The 21,141-nt window shown below is 41.4% G+C and carries 20 protein-coding genes and 1 pseudogene; 8 read left to right on the plus strand and 13 right to left on the minus strand.

Translation table 11 applies throughout. The features are described 5' to 3' along the window. Nucleotides 1–286: 286 nt before the first annotated feature. From OIT45_RS02370 to OIT45_RS02420, 11 genes are all read right to left on the minus strand, one after another. Nucleotides 287–2,245: a type IV secretion system protein VirB4 gene (locus tag OIT45_RS02370; RefSeq protein WP_264339826.1), complete on the minus strand. Its 1,959-nt coding sequence runs from the start codon at nt 2,243–2,245 to the stop codon at nt 287–289. Then, nucleotides 2,245–2,928 (minus strand): hypothetical protein, encoded by a 684-nt coding sequence (locus OIT45_RS02375; RefSeq protein WP_264329885.1) that lies wholly within the window; start codon nt 2,926–2,928, stop codon nt 2,245–2,247. The genes OIT45_RS02370 and OIT45_RS02375 overlap by 1 nt, the downstream gene beginning before the upstream one ends. A gap of 1 nt (nt 2,929) precedes the next feature. After that, nucleotides 2,930–3,283, minus strand: coding sequence for a hypothetical protein (locus tag OIT45_RS02380; protein ID WP_199404596.1), 354 nt, complete (start codon nt 3,281–3,283; stop codon nt 2,930–2,932). A gap of 128 nt (nt 3,284–3,411) precedes the next feature. Beyond that, the gene (locus OIT45_RS02385) at nt 3,412–3,927 is read right to left on the minus strand and encodes a hypothetical protein (RefSeq protein ID WP_199404595.1); all 516 of its coding nucleotides are present in this window, start codon (nt 3,925–3,927) and stop codon (nt 3,412–3,414) included. Between the two features lie 71 nt (nt 3,928–3,998). Continuing rightward, a complete protein-coding gene (locus OIT45_RS02390; protein ID WP_199404594.1) occupies nt 3,999–6,167 on the minus strand; it encodes a pLS20_p028 family conjugation system transmembrane protein in 2,169 nt (722 codons plus the stop codon). Further along, the gene (locus tag OIT45_RS02395; RefSeq protein ID WP_264339827.1) at nt 6,164–9,502 is read right to left on the minus strand and encodes a type IV secretory system conjugative DNA transfer family protein; all 3,339 of its coding nucleotides are present in this window, start codon (nt 9,500–9,502) and stop codon (nt 6,164–6,166) included. The genes OIT45_RS02390 and OIT45_RS02395 overlap by 4 nt, the downstream gene beginning before the upstream one ends. Then, on the minus strand, nt 9,477–11,171 hold the full coding sequence (locus tag OIT45_RS02400) for an AAA family ATPase (RefSeq protein ID WP_264339828.1): 1,695 nt from the start codon (nt 11,169–11,171) through the stop codon (nt 9,477–9,479). The genes OIT45_RS02395 and OIT45_RS02400 overlap by 26 nt, the downstream gene beginning before the upstream one ends. Nucleotides 11,172–11,198: 27 nt before the next feature. Beyond that, entirely contained in the window at nt 11,199–11,420 is a 222-nt protein-coding gene (locus OIT45_RS02405) for a hypothetical protein (protein ID WP_264339829.1), read from the minus strand. Next, nucleotides 11,421–12,050, minus strand: a complete 630-nt coding sequence (locus OIT45_RS02410) for a hypothetical protein (RefSeq protein WP_199404591.1) — start codon at nt 12,048–12,050, stop codon at nt 11,421–11,423. Continuing rightward, nucleotides 12,051–14,684 (minus strand): toprim domain-containing protein, encoded by a 2,634-nt coding sequence (locus OIT45_RS02415; protein ID WP_264339830.1) that lies wholly within the window; start codon nt 14,682–14,684, stop codon nt 12,051–12,053. It lies immediately after the preceding gene. Then, a complete protein-coding gene (locus OIT45_RS02420) occupies nt 14,668–14,955 on the minus strand; it encodes a hypothetical protein (RefSeq protein ID WP_199404589.1) in 288 nt (95 codons plus the stop codon). Before OIT45_RS02420 ends, OIT45_RS02415 begins: the two co-directional genes overlap by 17 nt. A 432-nt stretch (nt 14,956–15,387) precedes the next feature. Between OIT45_RS02420 and OIT45_RS02425 the strand changes: the two genes are divergently transcribed. The 8 genes and pseudogenes from OIT45_RS02425 (at nt 15,388) to OIT45_RS02455 (ending at nt 19,607) form a co-directional block, all read left to right on the plus strand. Further along, nucleotides 15,388–16,182 (plus strand): ParA family protein, encoded by a 795-nt coding sequence (locus OIT45_RS02425; protein WP_199404588.1) that lies wholly within the window; start codon nt 15,388–15,390, stop codon nt 16,180–16,182. Nucleotides 16,183–16,298: 116 nt separating this feature from the next. After that, nucleotides 16,299–16,601, plus strand: a complete 303-nt coding sequence (locus OIT45_RS02430) for a hypothetical protein (RefSeq protein ID WP_199404587.1) — start codon at nt 16,299–16,301, stop codon at nt 16,599–16,601. A gap of 580 nt (nt 16,602–17,181) precedes the next feature. Beyond that, nucleotides 17,182–17,406 carry a hypothetical protein gene (locus OIT45_RS02435; RefSeq protein ID WP_199404586.1) on the plus strand — a complete coding sequence of 75 codons (225 nt, stop codon included), beginning with the start codon at nt 17,182–17,184 and terminating at the stop codon, nt 17,404–17,406. Nucleotides 17,407–18,008: 602 nt separating this feature from the next. Beyond that, nucleotides 18,009–18,227 (plus strand): transposase, encoded by a 219-nt coding sequence (locus OIT45_RS02440; protein ID WP_242458287.1) that lies wholly within the window; start codon nt 18,009–18,011, stop codon nt 18,225–18,227. A 154-nt stretch (nt 18,228–18,381) separates the two neighbouring features. Continuing rightward, nucleotides 18,382–18,498, plus strand: a pseudogene (locus OIT45_RS02445) (IS3 family transposase); the annotation flags it as partial. Between the two features lie 6 nt (nt 18,499–18,504). Further along, nucleotides 18,505–18,813 (plus strand): DDE-type integrase/transposase/recombinase, encoded by a 309-nt coding sequence (locus OIT45_RS02450; RefSeq protein WP_264340015.1) that lies wholly within the window; start codon nt 18,505–18,507, stop codon nt 18,811–18,813. A 12-nt stretch (nt 18,814–18,825) separates the two neighbouring features. Further along, the gene (locus OIT45_RS12620; protein WP_199404608.1) at nt 18,826–18,978 is read left to right on the plus strand and encodes an IS3 family transposase; all 153 of its coding nucleotides are present in this window, start codon (nt 18,826–18,828) and stop codon (nt 18,976–18,978) included. Between the two features lie 392 nt (nt 18,979–19,370). Further along, nucleotides 19,371–19,607 (plus strand): ASCH/PUA domain-containing protein, encoded by a 237-nt coding sequence (locus OIT45_RS02455; protein WP_199404584.1) that lies wholly within the window; start codon nt 19,371–19,373, stop codon nt 19,605–19,607. 63 nt (nt 19,608–19,670) lie between these two features. On the opposite strand, the gene OIT45_RS02460 is transcribed toward OIT45_RS02455, so the two are convergent. Continuing rightward, nucleotides 19,671–20,045: an ASCH domain-containing protein gene (locus tag OIT45_RS02460; RefSeq protein WP_199404583.1), complete on the minus strand. Its 375-nt coding sequence runs from the start codon at nt 20,043–20,045 to the stop codon at nt 19,671–19,673. After that, nucleotides 20,023–21,093 (minus strand): hypothetical protein, encoded by a 1,071-nt coding sequence (locus tag OIT45_RS02465; protein WP_264339831.1) that lies wholly within the window; start codon nt 21,091–21,093, stop codon nt 20,023–20,025. The genes OIT45_RS02460 and OIT45_RS02465 overlap by 23 nt, the downstream gene beginning before the upstream one ends. Between the last annotated feature and the right edge of the window lie 48 nt (nt 21,094–21,141).

Here is a 21,141-nt window from a genome sequence, read left to right on the forward strand (position 1 = left end):
TCTGCGTGCTAAGGCTAAATTAGATTAATGAATAAGACGAAAGCAATGAACAGTAACACAATAGTTAGAGAGGTCAAAAAGCGAGTTTTTGCTCGCTTTAGCCTTACTGGATTAACCTGCTTTGTTGGATTGGTATCTGAGTCTAGGATTGATTGCCAATCTTGCTCGGCTTGCCTTGCAATGTTAGAAGGTCGCCATAGTTCTCTTTCTGATTTTGCACGTTCTGACACACGTTGCCTAATTGTCTTACGTATTTTGTCCTGCTTCTTTGAGTCGCTTTTGGCCATTACAAACCTCCTGTAAATAGTTGTTCTTCTTCTTTGGACAATGTAGACATGACGAACAATGCCTGCGAACCAACGATACTTAGTAACAACTCACCTTTTGCAATCTGCGTTAAACGATTCATTTGAGAATCTGAAATGTTTTCTGGGCTAATCACTTTACGTAACTTTTGGCTATCTTGTTTAGATAGGCGGAAGACCATGTGATTTTGAAACCGAGAGAAGAATGACTTCATGGCACGTGATGCGTCTAAATCAGCCATAGTCCCTTCAGGAACAACGTTTGTCAGACGTGGGAAAATGGCAATGATACCAAGGTTGTTTTTAGCTTGTTGCGCCAGCATACGGTCACCAAAGGTAACACCCATCGAATTACGTGCGTTGAAAATATCGTCTGCTTCGTCTTGAATCCACCAAAAGTAACGTGGTTGTGGGCCTGTGCCAGCTGCAACGGACTCTTTAGTAAATTCACCGCGCTCCAAACGTTGGCGTTGTTCGCGCCCGTTCATAATGACGTACGCGTTCATTAACGACAAAATACTGAAGTATTGGGCAGCGTACACACGGTCATCCAGGTTGGCCAAACCTGATGTATCAAATCGAATTACTTGTTCACCAGACAAGTCGGGCACCGTTGTTTCCCCATTGACCATTGTTGAATACTGCTGTTTCAACGCCGTAAATGTCGAATGGATAGCGTCAATCCTAGTACGCTCCTCTTGATTGAAATCCATGCTCATTAGTGTCGTGCCGTGAAGAAAACTTAAAAAATCATCCAGAATTGGATAGTGATCAAGGTTGATAACTCGGATATCTTCTTTGTGTTCATCTGGAGAACTTGGCCACATACCCTGTTCATGGTAAAACTCAATCAAAAGTGACCCCAGTAGATTAAGCTCTGCGACACTTGCATCGGGGTTAATTGTCCCGTAGTACGTTTTAACTTTCTCGATGTGTTGTTGGAATGAACGATATTCGTCAATATTTCCATTCTCATCTAGCACTGTACCGAACACATGGAACAAATTGATAATGTTTTGCTGGGCTTTGTCTGACCCACCATCCAAAATCAAGTGCACGCCGTGCATACTATCAACCAGACGATGGTATTCATTTGATTTGTCAAAAATCCATAGAATATCTCCACGAGCGAAAACTTGGCGGCTAAGTTTCTTTGCAAGTGAACTCTTACCGGAACGCTCAGCCCCCACAATTAGGTTGTACCCAGTCATTCGTCGTTGACCATCTGTGTATGAGGGGTCAAACATGACCTCACCATTTTGGTAAGTAACACCGATATAACCCCCTCGTGGGTCATTTAAATACGTTTGATTAAACATATACGTACCCGCGAACGCGTATGTCTTCATTGGAAATCCACGATCACGTAGCGCTCGATTTTCAACCTTCATAGCCGGGACAAAGAACTCTTGAAAATGGTTAGGCATCTCACCAGCAAAAACGTGAGGCTTGAAATCGCTTAACTTATCCTTGAAGTCTGCGTACCGACGCTTGAGTCCTTCAAGCGTGACATCAACCATCATAATACGAATGTAAATACGCTTATAGTGTTCTTTACCGACCGTCACTGTAACCAAATCTTGCCCATTCACAGCAGCCTCGTCACGAGCTTCGACTTTTCGTTCTTCGGGTTGAAACTTATCGGTAGCAATGTTGATGCTGGCGTTTTTAGCTTTAGCCAAAGCAGAACGAATCTTCTCCCGATTTTCCGTGCCAATCTTAATTTGGGTAATCGTGTTAAGTGATCCTAGTAACGACCGTAGCCATCCTTGGGCTTGTTCGGTCTTAGGATAGTCAACAATTGAAATGATCGTGCCTACGGCGCCGTCCAACTGGAAATAATCCGAGTGAAAAATAATCGGAGCGTCATTTTGAACGTCGGCAATAAAGTCCAAATCATATCCGGCTGCTTCTAGTCGTCTGCGTGTTGAATTTTTCATTAATACTCACTCACTTTCTTCAAAGACATATTGATAGTTGGATCATTAATCAGCTTCAGTAACGATTGCTTACGTTCCTTCGACATGCGACGGGTTTGAATAGCCACACCACCCTTGTCTTGGAACTCTTGACGCAATTGACGAGTTTCTGCTTGAGTTTCACCATAAATGAACGCTGTATACTCTTCATGAGTCACCATGTCTTCAACTTGTTGCCCCATAGCAATTTCTCCCAAAGCAATTTCACGGCGGGATAGAATTTGCTGATAAGCGCGTTCAGTCTGTGCGTTATTCAACTCTTGGTTAATTTTGGATAGCTCACGACCCCAGGATGCCTGTTGTACTGATGTTTCTGCTGGCATTTGAGCGATGACAATATCCCAATCACCAACATACGTTGTCAATAGCTCATCAAATCCTCGAATCATATCTGTTAAATCAATCCCGGATGATCCATCCATAAAGTACAAATCCTTACCTAAAATCGTTAGCATGTCCATATAACCCGTTGGGTCTGAAGTAATACCCTTACCGCTATCTCGGAGTTCAAGGAGATTGTCAGGACCAACTAGCTTTGAATACGGAATGAACTCGTATAGATTGATCTTTGAACGAGTTTTTAGCTTGTTGTGAATCTCGGTTGGAAGCTTGATTTTTGGTTGTTTAATTTTCTTATATGCCATTTCACTTTTCCCTTCTGTCATCATCCATCGGTTCGATAACTAACGACTCTTCTCTCCCACGACGTAGGAAACCAATAATTGGGCGCAATGTAACTTCCCAGAACATGGTTTGACTTGGATTGCTTGGTGCCGGGAGTAAAAAGAATATCGTCACGACAACGCTAAGAAAGATGAACAAAACTTTTGGCCACGGAAATGTATATGGAAATACGGCGCGAACGATGATGTAATTTGCCACAAACATGCCAAATGCGATAGCAATGCGCTCCGCACTCAAAAACAAAAATCGACTCATCTTTTTCCAAACATTTCGTCCTGGTTGGAAACTCTTGTAATCTTTATCTACAGACGCCATTGAATGTTCCTCCTTACCTATTTATGTTTACTGTCTTATTGTAGGTGCGCTGAGTACATAAAAAATAAAGTGGCGGAAATGAAAAAAGCATCGACAAAAAATACGTGTCGATGCTTTTGTATGGAATACTATTTTACGAGTGTAGTTGTAGAGTATGGGTGACTTTTCCATGCCGCATATGCGGAAGTAAAATATTCGTTATCTAAATTTGATAACAGGTTTTGCAGGTATTCACGGGCGTCAGGTTGAGTTTTATCAATATCTATTTTTACTTTATTTGTTCCAAAGTCAGTTGTAAAAGGATCTAATTTGTATTGGTCGTAATCGGAAATTTTCTGTGTAAGAAAATCTTTTAATTGTTCTTTTGACCAATTCGTTTTGTATACGTGGGTTCCTAACACAAGGTAATTGCCTTTAGGAGCATTTCTAAATTGCTTTTCCTTTTTAGACATTAAATTGTTTAATGAGGCTTGTTCACTATCATTCTTTTTACTTGAAGAAATTGAAGATTTTTGACTTTGAACTTCAGGTGACGATTCATGTTTTTGATAAATCAGGACACCTAACAAAATTGCGACAATACCAATTGCAATACCGATAAATATTAATGGGCCTTGATTATTATGTTTTTTGTTATCAGACATATGCATATTCCCCCTTACATAAAATTATAGCGGATTGTGCTTACTTTTAAACACAATCCGCTAGTCAATTATTAAAGTTTATTATCAGTGTGGTCTTGACTAAAAGCGTGGAACTCTAACGGTTCTTCTGGCATTTCAATATCAAAATCACTATCAGTAATGTGCACACGATTTATATCTCTATTGAAGTAATCATCATCAGGGATAGAAATCTCCGTCATAGGTACACTATTGTTATCCGAATTATTAAACTCATATTCAGCGTTTATACTTTCTGATGGAGTGAACTTCCCTCCATTTGGTTGGGTTGGTACCGTACCTTCAGAAATGTTTGAGTTTGTTGTATACCCCTGTGAGTTCGGCGCAACAGAATTGCCTGCCGCAGTTGGATTATTTATCGCCTTTGTGCCATGAGAAGCTCCAAAATTGCCACCTGACATCGGTACGCGGGTAGCACCAACAGATTCTGGTGCATTCGATGCGAGTTGGTTAGAACGCGCGTTGCTTTCGCTGCCGTTTGGACCGGCCGACTGCATTGAGGTGTTTTCAGAACTTGGAGTTAAGTCAGCGTGTGCTGAACTTGGAGAAGAATAGCCACTTGCAGTAGAAGATGGTACATTGTCGGAACCACTTGCTCCAGACGCTGCTTCACTTGACGGTGTTTCTCCGTCTGATCCAGAGTGTTTATTTACGAAATCGTCAACGCCATCTTTTCCAGACTGGAATCCCTTCTTAAGATCGTCTACTTTGCTATTTACGCCATCCGCTAATTTGTCTCCCAAGGCTTTCACTGCCGCACCTGGAATATCCTTGGCATTGTCTTTCAAACCGCTCATTTTACCGGCCATATCACCAATTTTTTGGAGGTGAGAACCATTAGCCAACTTATTAGCCGTGTCTCGAGCGGATTCTCGCTGCGCTTCAATTTGGGCTCGTCGGGCACCGCTTCCTGTTAGGCCACGCAATGCGTTCAAAGTATTAGCCGCAGTATTAATAGCTTGTAACATACCAGCACCTTGACCACTAGGCATACCAGTCCACTCATCGACCAGTTGGAACCCAGTCATTAGACCGCGAGCGCCAGATAACATAGCTGCAACACTGAGAATAGTGAATGGCCACCAACCAAGATTCATACCTGAAATTGTAGGAATGCTGTAAGACACCCAGGCAAAAAACATAATTAAGCCAAGTGGTAACAGCGCAATACCAGTGATACTACCTTCAATCAAGTGAAGAATTTGCATAGCTTTCTTTCCAGAAAGATCTCGGAACGCAAAATATAGAATTGTTAGAGTGTAGTATGCCAAACGCCAGACACGCAATAGCATTTGATAGATGGCAATGGCTCCGGTCACTGCAAACACTAACAGTCCCGCAATCAATCCGGCCCAATTTACTCTAATACGTGGATATACATTATCAAATACACCGCCTGTAGCCCAAGAACCTTTGGCTAATGGCTCTATTGTGTCATCATATAGACTTGATTCATTTTGAAATACTTTTTTCTGATTATCGTTCAACCCCTTCAAACTTGTGTCATCAGACATCGTTGCTGTAGCAAATGCAGGATTTGTCACAATTTTTTCGGCCTTTTCATCACTAAATGCTCTGTTAGTTTGCTGATTAATTAGTGGGCTGAATTTTGATGTTGGTGTATTACCATCAGTATTAAAATTACGGGTCGCCGCACTATTCAAATCAACAGTGTTGTTTTTCCAAAGTTGCAGCAATACATTCTGTTGGCCGTTTGTGGTCATGATTGTGTCATTTGCTGCTTGCGCAATCTTCATACCACCTGTCAAAAGTGTGGGCATTAGACCAATAATGAAGAAGGTGAGAATCAAACCACGCGGCCAATCTTTTCCACGTTCCCCATTAGTAATGATAAACATTAGTAAACTAATGGCCATCATAATAGCCATGATGACTAATCCCAATGTTAAAAATATAGGAATTAGTCGAATCAAATTAAACCCGTTAGTGATATCTGTTTTCCCGTCTGATGATGTGAATATCGAACTGAACTCAATCAGCTTCCAGGCCGACTTCCATGCTGTAAAAATACCATTTGCTAACCAGTATGCACCCATTGCCAGTAGATGCATTAACGTAGCGTACATTACCACCAATACTCGTGGAGCAGCTTGCAGGTACGTGGACCATTGTTGATAGAAATCAGCATTTGGCCCTGTACTAGGCAAAGATGGTAACGATACTAAAATTGTATTGATCATCCAAGTAATCCTTGTCCTTCCTTAATATCTGCCAAAAATTTGTGTGTTGAAGGCGACTTAGAATCGTCCTCGTCATAATCTGGCTCTGATTCATTGTTGTCCTCGTCCAATGAGTTTTCGTTGAAAGTTTGGCCAAACGAAGCTCCAGGAGAAGACTCAAAATTCGCCTCATCTAAGTTATCGTCTGAGTCGGTATGCGGTCCGTACTGACGAATCGTTTTTTCAAGCGACCAAAGCTTATGCATATTGTGGTTTAAAAGCTTATCCAAGAAAGCCCAATTGTTTTCTTCAGGAGCGCCCTCTAACCATGGATTTGCAACGTTGGGCAACAATGAATTTAGAATACGAACGACTTCAGCTGAACGATGTGCGTAGTACGTTTGCTTTAGAAGACCAGCCAACGTGCTATAAAACATATCAACAAATGCCGCATCAGCTAACTGTTCCTCGCCCAAAATTGGGTCATCTAAATGCTTATCGTATTCTGTTTTCCACTGGTCAAATGCCGCCTGTTCTTCCAGGTCATATACGGGACGATCTATATTGGATTGCTCGTCCATTTCACGGAGCTTTTGATACATTTGTTCTTCAGTGAGCGTAGAAACAAGCGGTGAATTACCCCTTTTGTTTTGGGCATCCACCCCTACTTCTTCTGCAAGTTCTTCATAGAACGGCTGGAAGTCCTTGAACAAGTCCTCGTACTCTAGGTGAGCGTTCTTATTCTTAAGTCGTAGGTCTGTTGTGTAGTAATCCAACGAGAATTCGTTACTGATCAAATCGCGAGCATTCGGCATCAAGGTATCTTCAGTATCGAAAATCGGCCAAGGTCGAACACGACGGCCACGTCGATCGTTACGTGCAGCAAGTCGAATAACAATCATTTCATTAAGTCCGAGCTCGGCCAGTTCCTTAGTATCCAACAAAGGACGTGACTGAATGGTTGCTTGTCGATTTCCTTTATCCTGTCGATCGTGCCCTACTTGAGAGTTAACGGATTCAGTAACCACTTCTACCTTTCCAAGTTGATCAGATAGTAATTGATTGGTTTCTTGTTCCGGAGTTTGAATGTGCCACCAGTTCATCATGTTTCCGTCGATTTCTTTCGCTTCATTTTTAGAATATTGATTCTCTAGTTGCGACATGTTTTGAAGATACATGTCAACAATGTGCCCATATGTAAGTCCACGCGTTAACAAGTTATTGAAGCCCGGAATACGAGGAAACATTGAGAATTCATTGAGCTTGTAAATAATCGGAGCAGGCAACTTCTTTCGAGTCATCTTAGTAGCCAGACTAGTGGTTGTTGAGAACACTTGAGAAACGAACAGTGACGCTAGAGCGGCATAGTTGTCGTTGTCTTGCGGAGTAATTAAGAACACAGCCATAGGCTTTTCTGAATAACGTAAGTCTAGTGTTGCCTTTGCACCGTTCCAAAGATGATTGATTTGTTTTTGAATCACATTACGGATGATTGGCTGCTTTGAATATGGATCTAATCGCACAGCCCCACCAATTTTACGTTTCTCACGTTTTACCCCTGTAATCTCTACTGCACTATCTTTAAAATGCTGAGGATTATTTGGCTCGTCAAAGTGAACCTTGATTCGCCAATTTTCTGGGAAAAGTGCATGAACCGGATATTGGATTGTTCCAGTACGTGATACCTTTAAGTGATCCGTCTCAATAAGTCCAGTCGGCTTAGGGAGTGTTTTCCAATCTTTCAACAAATGAATCGGATGCTTCAAGTTATGTTGCAACCGGTAGAAAAACACATGGGCCTTAGACGGATTCTCTTTGTCCCGGTCATACAGCTCGAATACGGCTGTTAATCCCGCAAATTCGGGTGTGAAATGGAGCTTGAGCATCCGAGGGAATCCAACATCCATGACACGAATAGTTGATTCAGAAGTAAGTCGCGCAATTGTCTCACTTGAGTATAGGGAAATGCGATTTTGCAACGTGAACATCAGTGACGTTTTTGTCTCACCACTTGATCCTAGAAATGAGCCAGCAGTCATTAGTATTTCATTGACTAATGGATCAATACCCTTGCCTTCGGCTTTTGACATTTCATTCAGCTTACGCAGCATTTCATAGAATTTAGTGAGACCATCGCTGTCCTTATCTGAATAAGCATTCACTGAATTAATAAATGCCGGTACACCGGCTGGCGTCGCAATAGACGGATCATCATGTTCTCGTGCCAACCAAAGTAGAATCAGAATGATTGATTGTTGCGTTGATTGGGCTGCTTGATCCCAGACTTCGTCTTGTTGCTCACCTGATCCATTACCAACCACTTGAACAATCTTTGCTACCTCATCTTTTGCTAAATCAATATCACCATCTTGCATGTAATCAATGGCAATTTGGAAAGGATTAAATGATTCAGACCAGTCAACGTCATCAATATTGACCATTAAGACGTCAAAACCAGCTTCACGTAATGCACGAAATGACATTTTGGCATCTTCGTTTTTGGCGTCGGTATCCACAATGTTCCACGGTTCCAATGCTCGGCGAATGATATCTATCAAGATATATCCACGTATCTGGTCCTTACCTGAACGAGTAGCTCCAGTTGTTTTACCGTGGGTAGGCTTGGAGTCTATGAAGTAATAACCTCTAAAACCACCTTTGACTGTTTTCTGGTTTTCAAATGCTTTGGGAAACTTTCTCATCAATCGAGGCCGGACGATGTTTGCATACCAACCGGGAAAATCCTCACGGTCAAGCCAAAGGACGGCTTCTATGACTTGTTTCAACCAAAGCAACGGATGAATTAATAAGAACGCCGCTGATAATCCTGAAATGTGAGCCATTGGTTGTCCAGGCGACCCTTTATAGAACTTATTGCGGTCGGGTATGAGTTTGTATACAGCATCAATTTCAGCTAAAGTAGCGAATCGTGCGGTTGTTTGCGTGTTAGGTGTATATAGTTGATGCCACCCCCACCCACGAATTAAAGCGCGGATTTCCAAAAATCCAAACACTAAAATCATCGGCAACCAAATGACAATAGAAATATCCTCCAGGATGGCTGGCCCGCTAACCGATTGCCAAAACAACAAAACCAAATAATCCATACTAAAAGGTGCTGGGTTAGGTATCTGTTGCATAAATGAAGAAATCACATAGCCAATCGAGATAACAATATAACCGCTTACTTTAAAGAGCACGCCTATTAACCAACTAAAGATAAAGTTTCGAATGGTACGCCCAATAAAGACTAGCGCTTGAAACCAGAATCGTCCGCGTAATCGCGTATAATTTTGGCGCGTGGCAGCGCGTTCTCGTTCATACTGCCATTTATCCGGCAATAGTTTGAACCTCATTTAATTCTCCTTTCTCAAGCTTTTCTAACTGTCCTTTAGACATATCAAACTGGGTGAAAACAGCGTGCCAGTCTCCGTGTGGGTGCGTTTTGTCCGGTGCTACACCAAAGGCTCTGAACATAAATGTATTGCCATTACTTTTGTTAGAAATACGGTCTGACAAAATGGCATCGGCTATAACACTCTCAACGGCTTCGAAAATTGTGTCGTCTATCGGACGGACGCCTCGACTAGGACGGTAGCCCTCATCCATGATGAATTGATTAATTGGCCAAGAAGGTAGCCGATGACCTGAACCATCTTCTTCATAATGATCCATGAACGTCGGGATAAGTTGAGCGACTTCTTCAGGTTTATAAATTAAGTGGTACCCTGATGCTTCAGTTTGCTTAGCAAGTCGGGATAGTTTTAAGTCGATAATCTGCAATACTGCGGATTTATCTAGTGGCTCAAAAATAACCTTTGCGCCCAGCCGGGAAATAAATTCTTGACGTAGATTAGCCCCCAACATAGCCATTTCATACTCATCTTCAAAAGTTGCCTTACGTCGCTTATCTTTGCGAAACTCTTCAGATTTTGCACTGCGTTCTTCAATGAGCTTGTGACCGATGTTGGATGTGAATAAGATGATGGTATCTTTGAAGTTAATCACTCGACCGTACTCATCTGTAAGTCGTCCATCGTCCAAAACCTGTAACAGAAGATCCAATACGTCGGATGCTGCCTTTTCAGTTTCGTCAAACAGTAATAGTGAATACGGCTTGAATTGCACCTCACGGGTTAAGCGTGAACGGAATTTTTCGTAAATATTGCGATTAGAATCAGCTGCCTTAAATTCAGACATATCAAATCGAATCATCGCTTCTTCGCTACCAAACAAACCTTCAGCAATTGCTTTAGCAGTTTCAGTTTTACCAACACCAGTTGGGCCTCCATACCAAATTGATAATGGCTTACTCATATCGCCCAGACCAGCTTCACGTGCTCTAATACGACCAACGGTGTGATGAATTGCCTCGTCCTGGCCAATGACGCGTTTCTTAATCTTATCTTCTAGTGATTGGAGGCGCGTATCAGCTGCTTCATTGAGAACCGTCAGTGGAACGCCAAATTGGTCACTAATGACTGAACGAACTTCGCTTAGCGTTAACTCGCCATTACCAGCTAGTGATGCAGTTGAAACGGCTGCATCCAGTAACATAATCGCTTTTTCAGGGTAATAACGTGTCGTGTCATATTGACCAGCAAGGCGGGTTATTTCAGGGAGAATATTATCAGGAATAGATATCCCTTTTGCCATCTCAAAACGGCCCTTGATTTTAGTTAACAACGCCGTTGTATCTTCAACTGTTAACTCATCCACCTGAACCGCTGCGAATCGTCTTGTTAGCGCGGCATCTGTCTCGATATAGTCGTGATACTCTGGAAGCGTTGTAGCCCCGATTACGCGGATTTCACCACGTCCAAGTGCTGGTTTTAACATGTTACCGGCATCGACAGCCGATCCGTTGGCAGAACCTGTGCCGACAATTGTATGGACCTCATCAATGAACAGTAAGTATTTGTCACGGTTGGCCAATATCTCTTTCAAAACGCCTTCAAAGTTTTGTGCGAATTCACCGGCATTTTGTCCCATAAGTGTTGCCATTTGTAGTGACAAGATTTGCATACCACCGAGCACACCGTATTTTTCAGGCTAAATCGCTAGCTCTAGTGCCAGCATTTCTGCAATCGCCGATTTACCAACACCAGCCTCACCCACCAATACGGGAGAGTTTTGAATTTCCTGATTCAGAATAACCAACAGACGATGGAATTCTTTATCGCGACCGTATATGGTGTACTTCTGTGGATCTGAGGCAACTTTTGAGGTCAAGTTCTCCGTAAACCGCTCTAAATATGTTGTCTCGTTCGCCATTTATTCCTCCTCACCCACTTTGCGGGCAGCAACCGTTAAATTAAATCCTGTTGGTTCAGTTGCACTTTCGCTGTCTTCTGATTGAGCATCATCTTGGCCGGGTTGTTCACCATCTGATTCTGCATTTGTAATCGATGCAACTTCAGCATCGTTGAATAGGACTTCAAGACCACTAGTTTTTTGATAAGTTTCGATACGTTGCTTAGTAAGACTCGCTTCTTCAGCGAGTTGTTCCTCAATCGCTTCTTGAGCGGTATTATCTTTTTCAATTCCGTCTAACAATGCTTGACGTTGCTTTTGACGTTTGTTGAAATTCATTAGCTTTTCTCCTTGTAAATCAAATTCTGCCATCTGGTTGTATTCGGATACGTCGGCTGCTGGAATAACGTCGGCGTTTAAATCGAATACGGACAAAATGGACATTTGGCCTGTCTCATCATCAACCTCGATTTCAATTTCGAATTGGCTGGTTAAATCTGGGTCACCTGCCGGGAACAAATCATGATAATGTTCTGCCGTCATTAACCCCATAAGATGTTCACCGTCACCAAACGGTACGATTTCAAGGGCATATCGTCCTGTGTGAATGCCGATAGTGGCAATTTGTCCTGTAATTCGTTGGACTGTCATTTATCTACCTCTTCCTGCTGATTGCACTGGTTGCTTAATTTGCGAATCTTGCACCAAATTGTTGTTTTGCGTTCGATTGATTACCTGAGCTTGGCTCTGCTCTCGATACTGCAATTCTCCTTTGGAAAGTCGATCGCTTAAAAAATTTGTGACGGATGTAGAAGCTCGCGTCACTTCACCCATAATTTGTTCAAAGTTGCGATCCGCGTCAGCTTCATGCTTTTTAGCATAGTCAGTCTTTGCTTGTTCAAATGCCCTTGGTGTGTAGTAATCAAGGTGTAAGTGACCATCATTGTCTTTTCGTTGGCGAACAACAATAAGGTTTGGATCCGCAACGTCTTTTGGTCCACCTTCAGGCATTTTTGCAACCTTCACGTCGGCCAATGTTACGTTCTCATTCACACGGTTTCCTTGTTCACCATGCGCGAGATTAAAGGCATGATTCTTTTCGTTGATGACTTCAAGAGTTGCAACGGATCCTTTGATGGCTTGGGCGGGATTTAGCTCTTTACTGCGAGAAAACCATGAGTTCATATAGCGTTCGCTCACCTCACCAGGCTCGATTCCCATGTTTTTTAGCACGACGTAGGCTGTCATTTCGGCTTGAACTTCTTTAACGCCCTGGGACAATTGACTGGCTTCTACGGTTGAATGCAATGCAGCGTGTCCAACTTCATGAGCCAACGTTGCAATTTTGTCAGTCAAAGGCAAATCATCACGAATCAAGATGGCTTGCTTCCCGTTTTCGTCCCGATTTCGCATGAATACACCTTTGGCAATGCCATTGTTGTCCAATTGCCCTTTATGGCTAATTTGGTCACGTAAAGGTGCCACAGTCTGTTTGTCATAAACAACAACGTCATGTTCACCTGCGTACTGAATTAGCGCGTTGTAGACGTTTTCTAAGTGTTCAACAGATTGATCAGTGGCAAGGTCAATTGGGCGGTTAGGCAATAGCTTTGGTAATTGATCTAGCGTTGCATTGGTTTGTTTAACATCAAATACTGTTTCGATTGGATAGTAGTTCAATGAAGTTGTCTTAAGTTGGCCTGCCTCAGCGGCCTTCTTTTGGGCATCGGTGGCGTCACGCCAATAAATTGGTTGCCCTTTTTCATCGATGATTGTGCGCAGTTGCGTCGGTGCAGCAAAAATTTTAATTCCTTTTTCGCCTTTATTAACCTGAATACCATCTTTTGCCCATTGTTTGTAGCCTCGTACGAGTGTTGCTTCATGGTTTTGGGCATAAATTAATATTGAATTACGGGGAGAAAAATTACCGCCGATAGCGATAAAGTCCAAATACTTTTTAATTTCACCGGGATCATCCTTATATGCTTTTACTTTTGCAAGCGCATCTTGGATGATAGTTTCATTTTGCTTACGAATCTTTGCTTTACGTTCGGCACGTGACGCAGCAGTACGATGTCTCTTACCCAGTTGTCCAGTTGATACTTGTCGGGTATCTAACGTTGCTGTCTTTTCTTTCTTTAGTTGATCAGTTTGCTGCCTTGCTTCTGCGGTAGTTTCTACCAGAACAGACTTTGAACGATCAACGTTATTTGCTTCGTTTAGCTCGGCATTTTGTGCCGCATATGCCTCAAGTGTTGCTAACCGTCGCTCACTTGCAGCCATGTCCATATCTCGATAGCCACGTTTTCCGGCTTGTAGTTGTTCATTCCAGTCCTTCCCCTGAACTGGAATGCGTCGAATCATATTTAAGTTTTCATACTCAACGGCGTTCATGCGCTTCGCAAATTGATAACCCGCCAGATCATTATCTGTTGCAATAATTAAGTCAGACGGCGTGCGATTAGACGTTTCGAACATACAATTCATTGTTGACCAGACCTTATGCTGCTTGAGACCTGACATTGACAAAATCGTTGCATTCTCTTTAGCCAGTGAGCTTAAGTTTTGCTGCGTATAACTTAGTGCGTCAATTGGCGTTTCAAAGACGTAAAGCTTTTCGCTACCATCACCGAACTTAAAATTAAATCCAAAATTATCCTCGTCCGAGCCACCAGCAATACGTTTCTCAGTGCCACGATGCTCAAATTTTTCAAAGTTGATTTCAGTACCCTGAATATCAGCACCCACGACTTTATTATTTGAATCAAACCAGGGAAAAATCACTGGTGCGGACACACGTTCTCCTGTGGCCTTGTCCTTGTATGACACGCCCTGTTGCACGAATCCGGCCGTTGCTAGTCGTTCAACAAATGTTGCATCCAACATACGAACGTCAACGAGATAAGCCTTGGCCGTCTCTTGATTTTTAGATAGACGCCACTTAGAGAAATCAAAATTGTACGACTTGGCGGCCGGACGCTGGTACTTCTCATTCACGTCAATGTTTTCACCTTGTAAGTAACGGGCATAGGCTAATCGTTCTTTAAATGCTGTCTTCAAATCCACCTGATTGTACTCTTTAATAAATGCCACCAAATCACCACCAACTTGACGAGAATTCCAATAGAAGGAGTTCTTGGACATGTCTACCACGAGACTATCGTGGTCAAGTAGCGCCAATTGACGACGTGATGTTTGCTTATATTCGATGCCACGCCAATCTAAATATCCTTGAATTGGTAACGACTTCAACACTTGCTTTTGCTCATTAGTTAGTACCGCCATTGCTGTTACCTCCTACCATTGGTTCGGATTGGTCATGTGTGACCTTAGGTGCATCACTGTCGTCCTTAACTGGGACATAAGCTGGCATATCGGCCAATAAATCGGTAGCTTGAGTTACGTCAGTTGTACCAAAGTACTTCATCAGCTTTTCTCCCAGTTCGGCCTTAGCTTCCGTCTTGGCTGCTTCCAACTCCTTTTGGGTTTGGTGCAACTTTAGTTGCATTGTTGCTACTTGTTCTTCCAATTTCTTAATTTGCTTTTTTGTTGCCATGTCATTGACCCCTGCTTTCCTTAATGATTTACATTTTCAGTATAGAAAAGATTAGTAGTGAAAAATGAAAGTGGCGGAAATGAAAAAAGCCCCTGGAAACAATGCTCCAGAGGCAAAATGAATGCTACAAATTTTAATGATTGTTCCGGGAAAATAACCGTCATTACTAACTTCCACGTGTATTTAAAACAATAAGTGATACAGTATACGCATGACTATACTCATAAACATGTTTAGAAGTATACGTATTAGTATACTGTGACGTATAATGTTAAGTATACGTTAAGGTATACTCATAAACATGTTATATAGTATACGCACTAGAAAATAAGCGATATAATAGTATTTGTAATAAGTTGAGTAACCCGAAAATCACCATCATGTTAGTTTCGTTTTGACAGATTAGACTACAAAATAGGATGGTAAATTACGATGAAAATTATTACTTTTTCTGCTTCTAAGGGTGGCGTTGGAAAGACTACACTAACATACAACTGGGGAACTTGGTTGGCTCGTCAAGGACATAAAGTGCTCCTTATCGACGCAGATTATCAAGCAAACTTGAGTTCGACATTTGATCTCTTGACTAAGAAGCGTACATTATTTGATGCGATTATGATGGGCAATTCGGAGGTTCGCAAGATTGATGAAAATCTATGCATTCTCCCGGCCTCACCAGATTTGGATCAAATTGAAACGTTACTACAACCTGAAATGTATCGTGAATATAAGATGCTTCAGTGGATGCGCACTAACCGTCACGAATTGGAGACATTTGATTTCATTATTATTGATACGCACCCTGATTTTGGTACGTTAACTAAGAATATGATTGCGGTTAGTGATTATGTGGTTGTACCACTAGAACCATCCGAATATGGGTTCCAACAATCAAAGAATCAATTTGAACAGCGTATGCAGGTATTCCGTGAAGATGCTACTGACCCTCGTACAGGCGTTTCGGATATTACTGCTAAGGTTTTGTTTGTCGGTAATAAAGTTGAACCACAAACCAATTCTTCTAAATCCTTTGAAGAAGTTATGCGTGAACTACCTAACGCAGTTGCATTGCTTAATAAGCGTGAGCCGTTTAAGCTTTCAACGTTATTTAAGACACCAATTGTAGATATGACAGCAGCAGATTTGCGTTCTTATAAAGGCTTTGTGGATCAATATGAGCCCGAATTTCAAGCACTTTTAGATGCAGTCATGCTGGATGAAGTCTGATAATATACGCAAAAACATGATTAAACGTATACGATAGCGTATAATGTTAAGCATACTATTACGTATACTTATGGACATAATGTTGCGTATACGACTTACTGGGAGGAAAAAAGAAGATGGCTATTGATAATAAAACTCGATTTGATAATGCGATGCGTGAAAATGATAAGGCTGCTAAGGAGCAGTTTTCTGAAGTGTTTTCTGAAGATACCTCATCATCATTGTTGCCAGATGGATTTGATCCATCTAAGGTGGTCGCTCAAAAGGCTGAACGTAAAGCTTCCGTTTCAATTACAATGACTCCATCAATGAAGAAAGATTTAACCAAGTTGGCAAAACAAAATGGGTTCCGATCAATGTCAGCATACGTAACCAAGTTGTTAGATGGCGTCATTGAAGCAAGTAACTTGCACAAATAAAATCTAAAAATCAGATTGAAAAGCCGGGATCAACGCCCGGCTTTTTGTTGTGCATCTAACACGATAAATGATATTTTCTGTTATACGTATACGCTTAATTATAGTTATAAGTATACTATTGCGTATACTTGACATTATACGATTAAGCATATTGTTGCGTATACTAGTTAATATGTATTGACTTGAGTACTTGAAAATATAACGATTTAAACAAAAAAGTCCACTAGCCGGATATGAACTAGTGAACAATAAAATACTCGATTCGCATCAATTTAATTGAGTAATAATTTTGCATAACATATTACAGACACACAAAATAAAGGACTTACAACTCAGTTTACGACCGAGTTTTTATAGAGAGTAGAGTGTTTTTTAGATGCAACGTAATTATGCCACTGTCAACGCAACATGTTAAATCTTTAACACTCCACACACTCAAAAACTAACCCGGCAACCATGATCCATTATGAACCTAAATAACTTAAGCACTAGGCCCAATGTTCCTGTATAATAATTTGCGTAGCAAAGTTCTGCTGCCAAAGTTCGAGAAGGCTGCTTTTTGAAAGTGAGGTAACTCATAATGCTTTTAATTGCAGCCGTGCTGGTTCTTTCTTTAATCGGTTTCGGCATCATTGCGGTTTGTACCGCCCCGCCAGAACGACGTTCACGTGTCGCTCTACGCATTGTTGATGTTATAGCTACATTGCTTAACCCATTCGCCATACGGCGTTTGGTTAACAATCGTGGCCATCCAAAAAACTGTAAAGAAAAACCCGCTAATCGAAAGTTTGGTCACCGAGATTAGCGAGCGTTTTTCTTAAACGTCTAACGCAAAGCCTTCTCGGACTTTGCTACATCCATAGTATACAACAAAAGGTAACCAGATACCAATTCTGAGTTACCTTTTTTATTTAGCGTTATGGGGTACTGTACGGGCTGAAAATCAGATGAGAAATCCACATATGAATAAACATGTTTAACCGTATACGTACTGTTATACGCTATCGTATACGGTTAAGTATAACAGCTGTTTTGTTTGATGAATCAACTGGAGCCATCGTTAGTTAGATAGTGTTCTTAAAGAAAAAACCGTTAATCATGTGTGCTATCAGTCATGAAAAACGAGTTAATCTTTACTTATAGAAACGCAAATTCTAATCTGATTTTGCTACAAAGTTAGTATACAATACCATTCGACATTACCTATTTAATGGCGGCCCACCATAGATTATGCAATGGTATCTCAGATTCACCAATAATAACGCCGTTTTCAGTGTACCCCTTAACAATTCTTTGCTCTTATGATAGTTTTACGGACAGATTTTCTTCTGCCCTGTAGACTAATCGCATAGGAGAATTTTTAATATGATTCGATATAAAAAAGAATTTAAGTAGTCTTTAGTTGAAATGCACAACCAAGGCCGTTCATATACTGAGTTATCGGCTGAATACGGACCGTCGGTAGACTCAATCCGTAACTGGGTCAAGGTGTATACGGTCCACGAAGTGGACGGAGAAAAATGGACGCAAGCTGATGTAAACGCCTTACAAAAGGAAAACGCCAAACTTCGCGAAGAACTTGAGATTTTAAAACGATCCGCGGTGTTGCTTTCGAAGTACAACTAACGCAAAATCGCGAGTTAGGACTGGAAATCATTGACCGTTCGCTCGCAATGGGACACCGCATAACAAGCGTTTTATCAGCTTTGAACATAGCTCGAAGCACTTATTATCAATGGAAAAACTGGCAACCTAGTCAACAGAAACACGTCGCAACGCTCTTAAAACGGCAATTAAATCTATCTACAACACCAATCGTGGCATCTACGGCTACCGACGCATCGCTGCATTTTTGCGGTTCATTTTGCACATTGAAGTTGGCGATCGTTTGGTTTGGGAGCTCATGAAGGGATTGGATGATTTGAGTGAGGTTCTAACGACTGACAGCACTTACATCCAACTGATGAATCATGATTGGGTTTACTTGGCGACAGTCTACGTTTCCGAAAACCGCCGAGTCGTCTCATATGGGTTGAGCTCGGATATGACCAAGAAATTCGCAACATCTGTTGTCGTTAAGGCTCTAAGCGCCAACGGCAAACCAAAGATGATTCATAGCGATATGGGAAGCCAATACACTTCTAGTCTATTCGAAGGAACGTTACAAAACGCTGGGGTAGTTCATTCTTACTCGCGCAAGGGGCATACTTAGGACAACGCGCGTATCGAGAGCTTCCATTCACTCATCAAGCGTGAGCTGATTTATCACGAAGACTACAGGACTATTGATGATGTCAGGGCGTCCGTCAAATGGTACGTGAACTGGTACAACTATGAACGTATTAATTCACGCACTGAGTGGCTTCGAGCCGCATAGACCAATGTCTAATTTACTTAATCTCGGTTATCGGCACTAGCCGGTACGACGCCGTTTATAAGCCGTCACTTGTGAATTTCAAAAATTCGCCTTGTGAAGGCTTATTTACTGCACGCTACAACTTGTGAAATCCGGCCGGTTCACAATCTATACCACTTGTTTTCTCTCACCAGCGGGGCCGAGCCCTGCTCCACCTACAAAAACACCCAGAAATCACGCCGTTTTAGGCTGAAATCCGGGTTCTGAAAAAATTCCGGGGGGGGGGTACCGGCACCTCTCGGTGCCGAAAAAAACTGTCTATAATCTTGACATTAGCGCCGGTACACGAGTACATCCGCTTACGTTGTAGACGTGTTGCAACAGATTGTTGATCTTCAAAAGTGAGGTCTACTATGATAACACATGAATTAAAGATATTGCCTGAGTATTTTGAACCCGCATTAGCGGGACGTAAGAATTTTGAGATTCGATACAATGATCGTAATTACCAGATTGGGGACACAATTATTTTGCGAGAATGGATTAATGGAAAGTATACAGGCCGTGAATTGAAACGCGAGATTCAATACTTGACGGACTATCAACAAAAAGACGGATACGTTGTAATGAACTTATTCAACGCTGAGTAACTTCGCATATAAATTACAAAAAGCGATTGACTACACAAATGTAAGTCAATCGCTTTTTATAATTTATTTTTCTATATACACAAAAGACTGCGGCGCGGATTTTAATCCTAATTGATTTAAAGTTTTAGGCTCTGAGTATTCTTCAAATTTTTCAAATTCAATCGCAATCGCGGTTTCTTTACCATGAAAGTATTGGTCAAAAAAACGCTTTGTAATGCCGGAATGATTTTTTGTTTTTTCCCAAAGAACATCCGGCTTTTCTTCCAAAATTTTGGTAATCGCGAACTCTCCAACTATCTTTGATACAGGGGAACTTTCATAGATAATTACCTTTTCAACGTTTGGTTTCTTGAAGATTCTTTTTCTGAATTCATATTTCTTCTTGCCAAGGCGTATCTCATTGACAAACTCAGGCTTAATAGATAACAAAGCGTCCATCTCGATCTCCTCCTTTACCAATAATTTGAGAGAATTGTTGTTTATTCAATTCAAAAAATCCCCAGTAGGGTTCTGGCTCAATTTTTAAGTTTTTTCTTAACCAATCCAAATTTGGACGCGGAATACTTACTGAGTAGTCGTATACAAACTTAACCATGAATGGGAATTTTTTGGTTTTCCAAAAATTAGTAATTTGCTGATCGGTAAATACTGTACCTGCTCCGATGAACTTTTTATACTCGTCGAATGTGGCGAAATCTGAAATACGTTTGTAATCAACCACTGTTGCAACCGAGGTTATTACACCAGCGTAATTTCCTCCTGTCCTATAGACGGTTAGAATATCACCCTTTGAAATCCCCAATTCGTCCATCGAATGCATCATATTTAAGTATGTTTTGGTAACGGTATTAGATACAGCCTCATCAGCAACTTTAGTTACTTCATTCATTGAGTGACCTTCGCTAAAGAAAAGATCGTGAAACTCTGGATAAATCCCTAAATTAAAAATGCGTTGTGTACCAGTCAAGTTGACCATTGGAAAATCTTTGTAGGGCTCTCCAACAAGTTGTTTAAATCTCTTCACATACACAGACTCACCGTTTTCTTTTTTCCCTTGGTAAATAAATCCAAAACGCTCAAATAGGCGAACTAACTTCTCTTGTTTTTCTGCAAATACCGTGACGTATACTTCTTCAGCGTTGCTGCCACCCTCGACCATACGTCTTAAAACGTAGCTAAGCATTTTATCACCCAAAATGGTACCTGTTGAATTGATTTTAAATGTGCCAATTTTGAATCTAGCTGTCCCATCCATCGACTCACCGGCTGAAAGATCAATTGGTTCACCGGCTTCTTGTTTGACGTAAATAAAAGCCTTTAGCTCAGTCTGATTATTGATTATAAACGCAGGGCTATCAGCATGGTTTTCAAACCAGTTGTCAAAGTTTGGATAGTCCGCCCTTAGACTGTCAAAAAAATTATTGTTCACGTCCAAATCTGAGAATCGAATTTGCCGGATAATATCTCTATTTTTTGAATTTACCATTATAAACTACCCCTTTTTCTATTATGATTTTATCATAATTTCCGAACG

The organism is Weissella sp. LMG 11983 (assembly GCF_025908495.1).
GTDB classification, from domain to species: domain Bacteria; phylum Bacillota; class Bacilli; order Lactobacillales; family Lactobacillaceae; genus Weissella; species Weissella fermenti.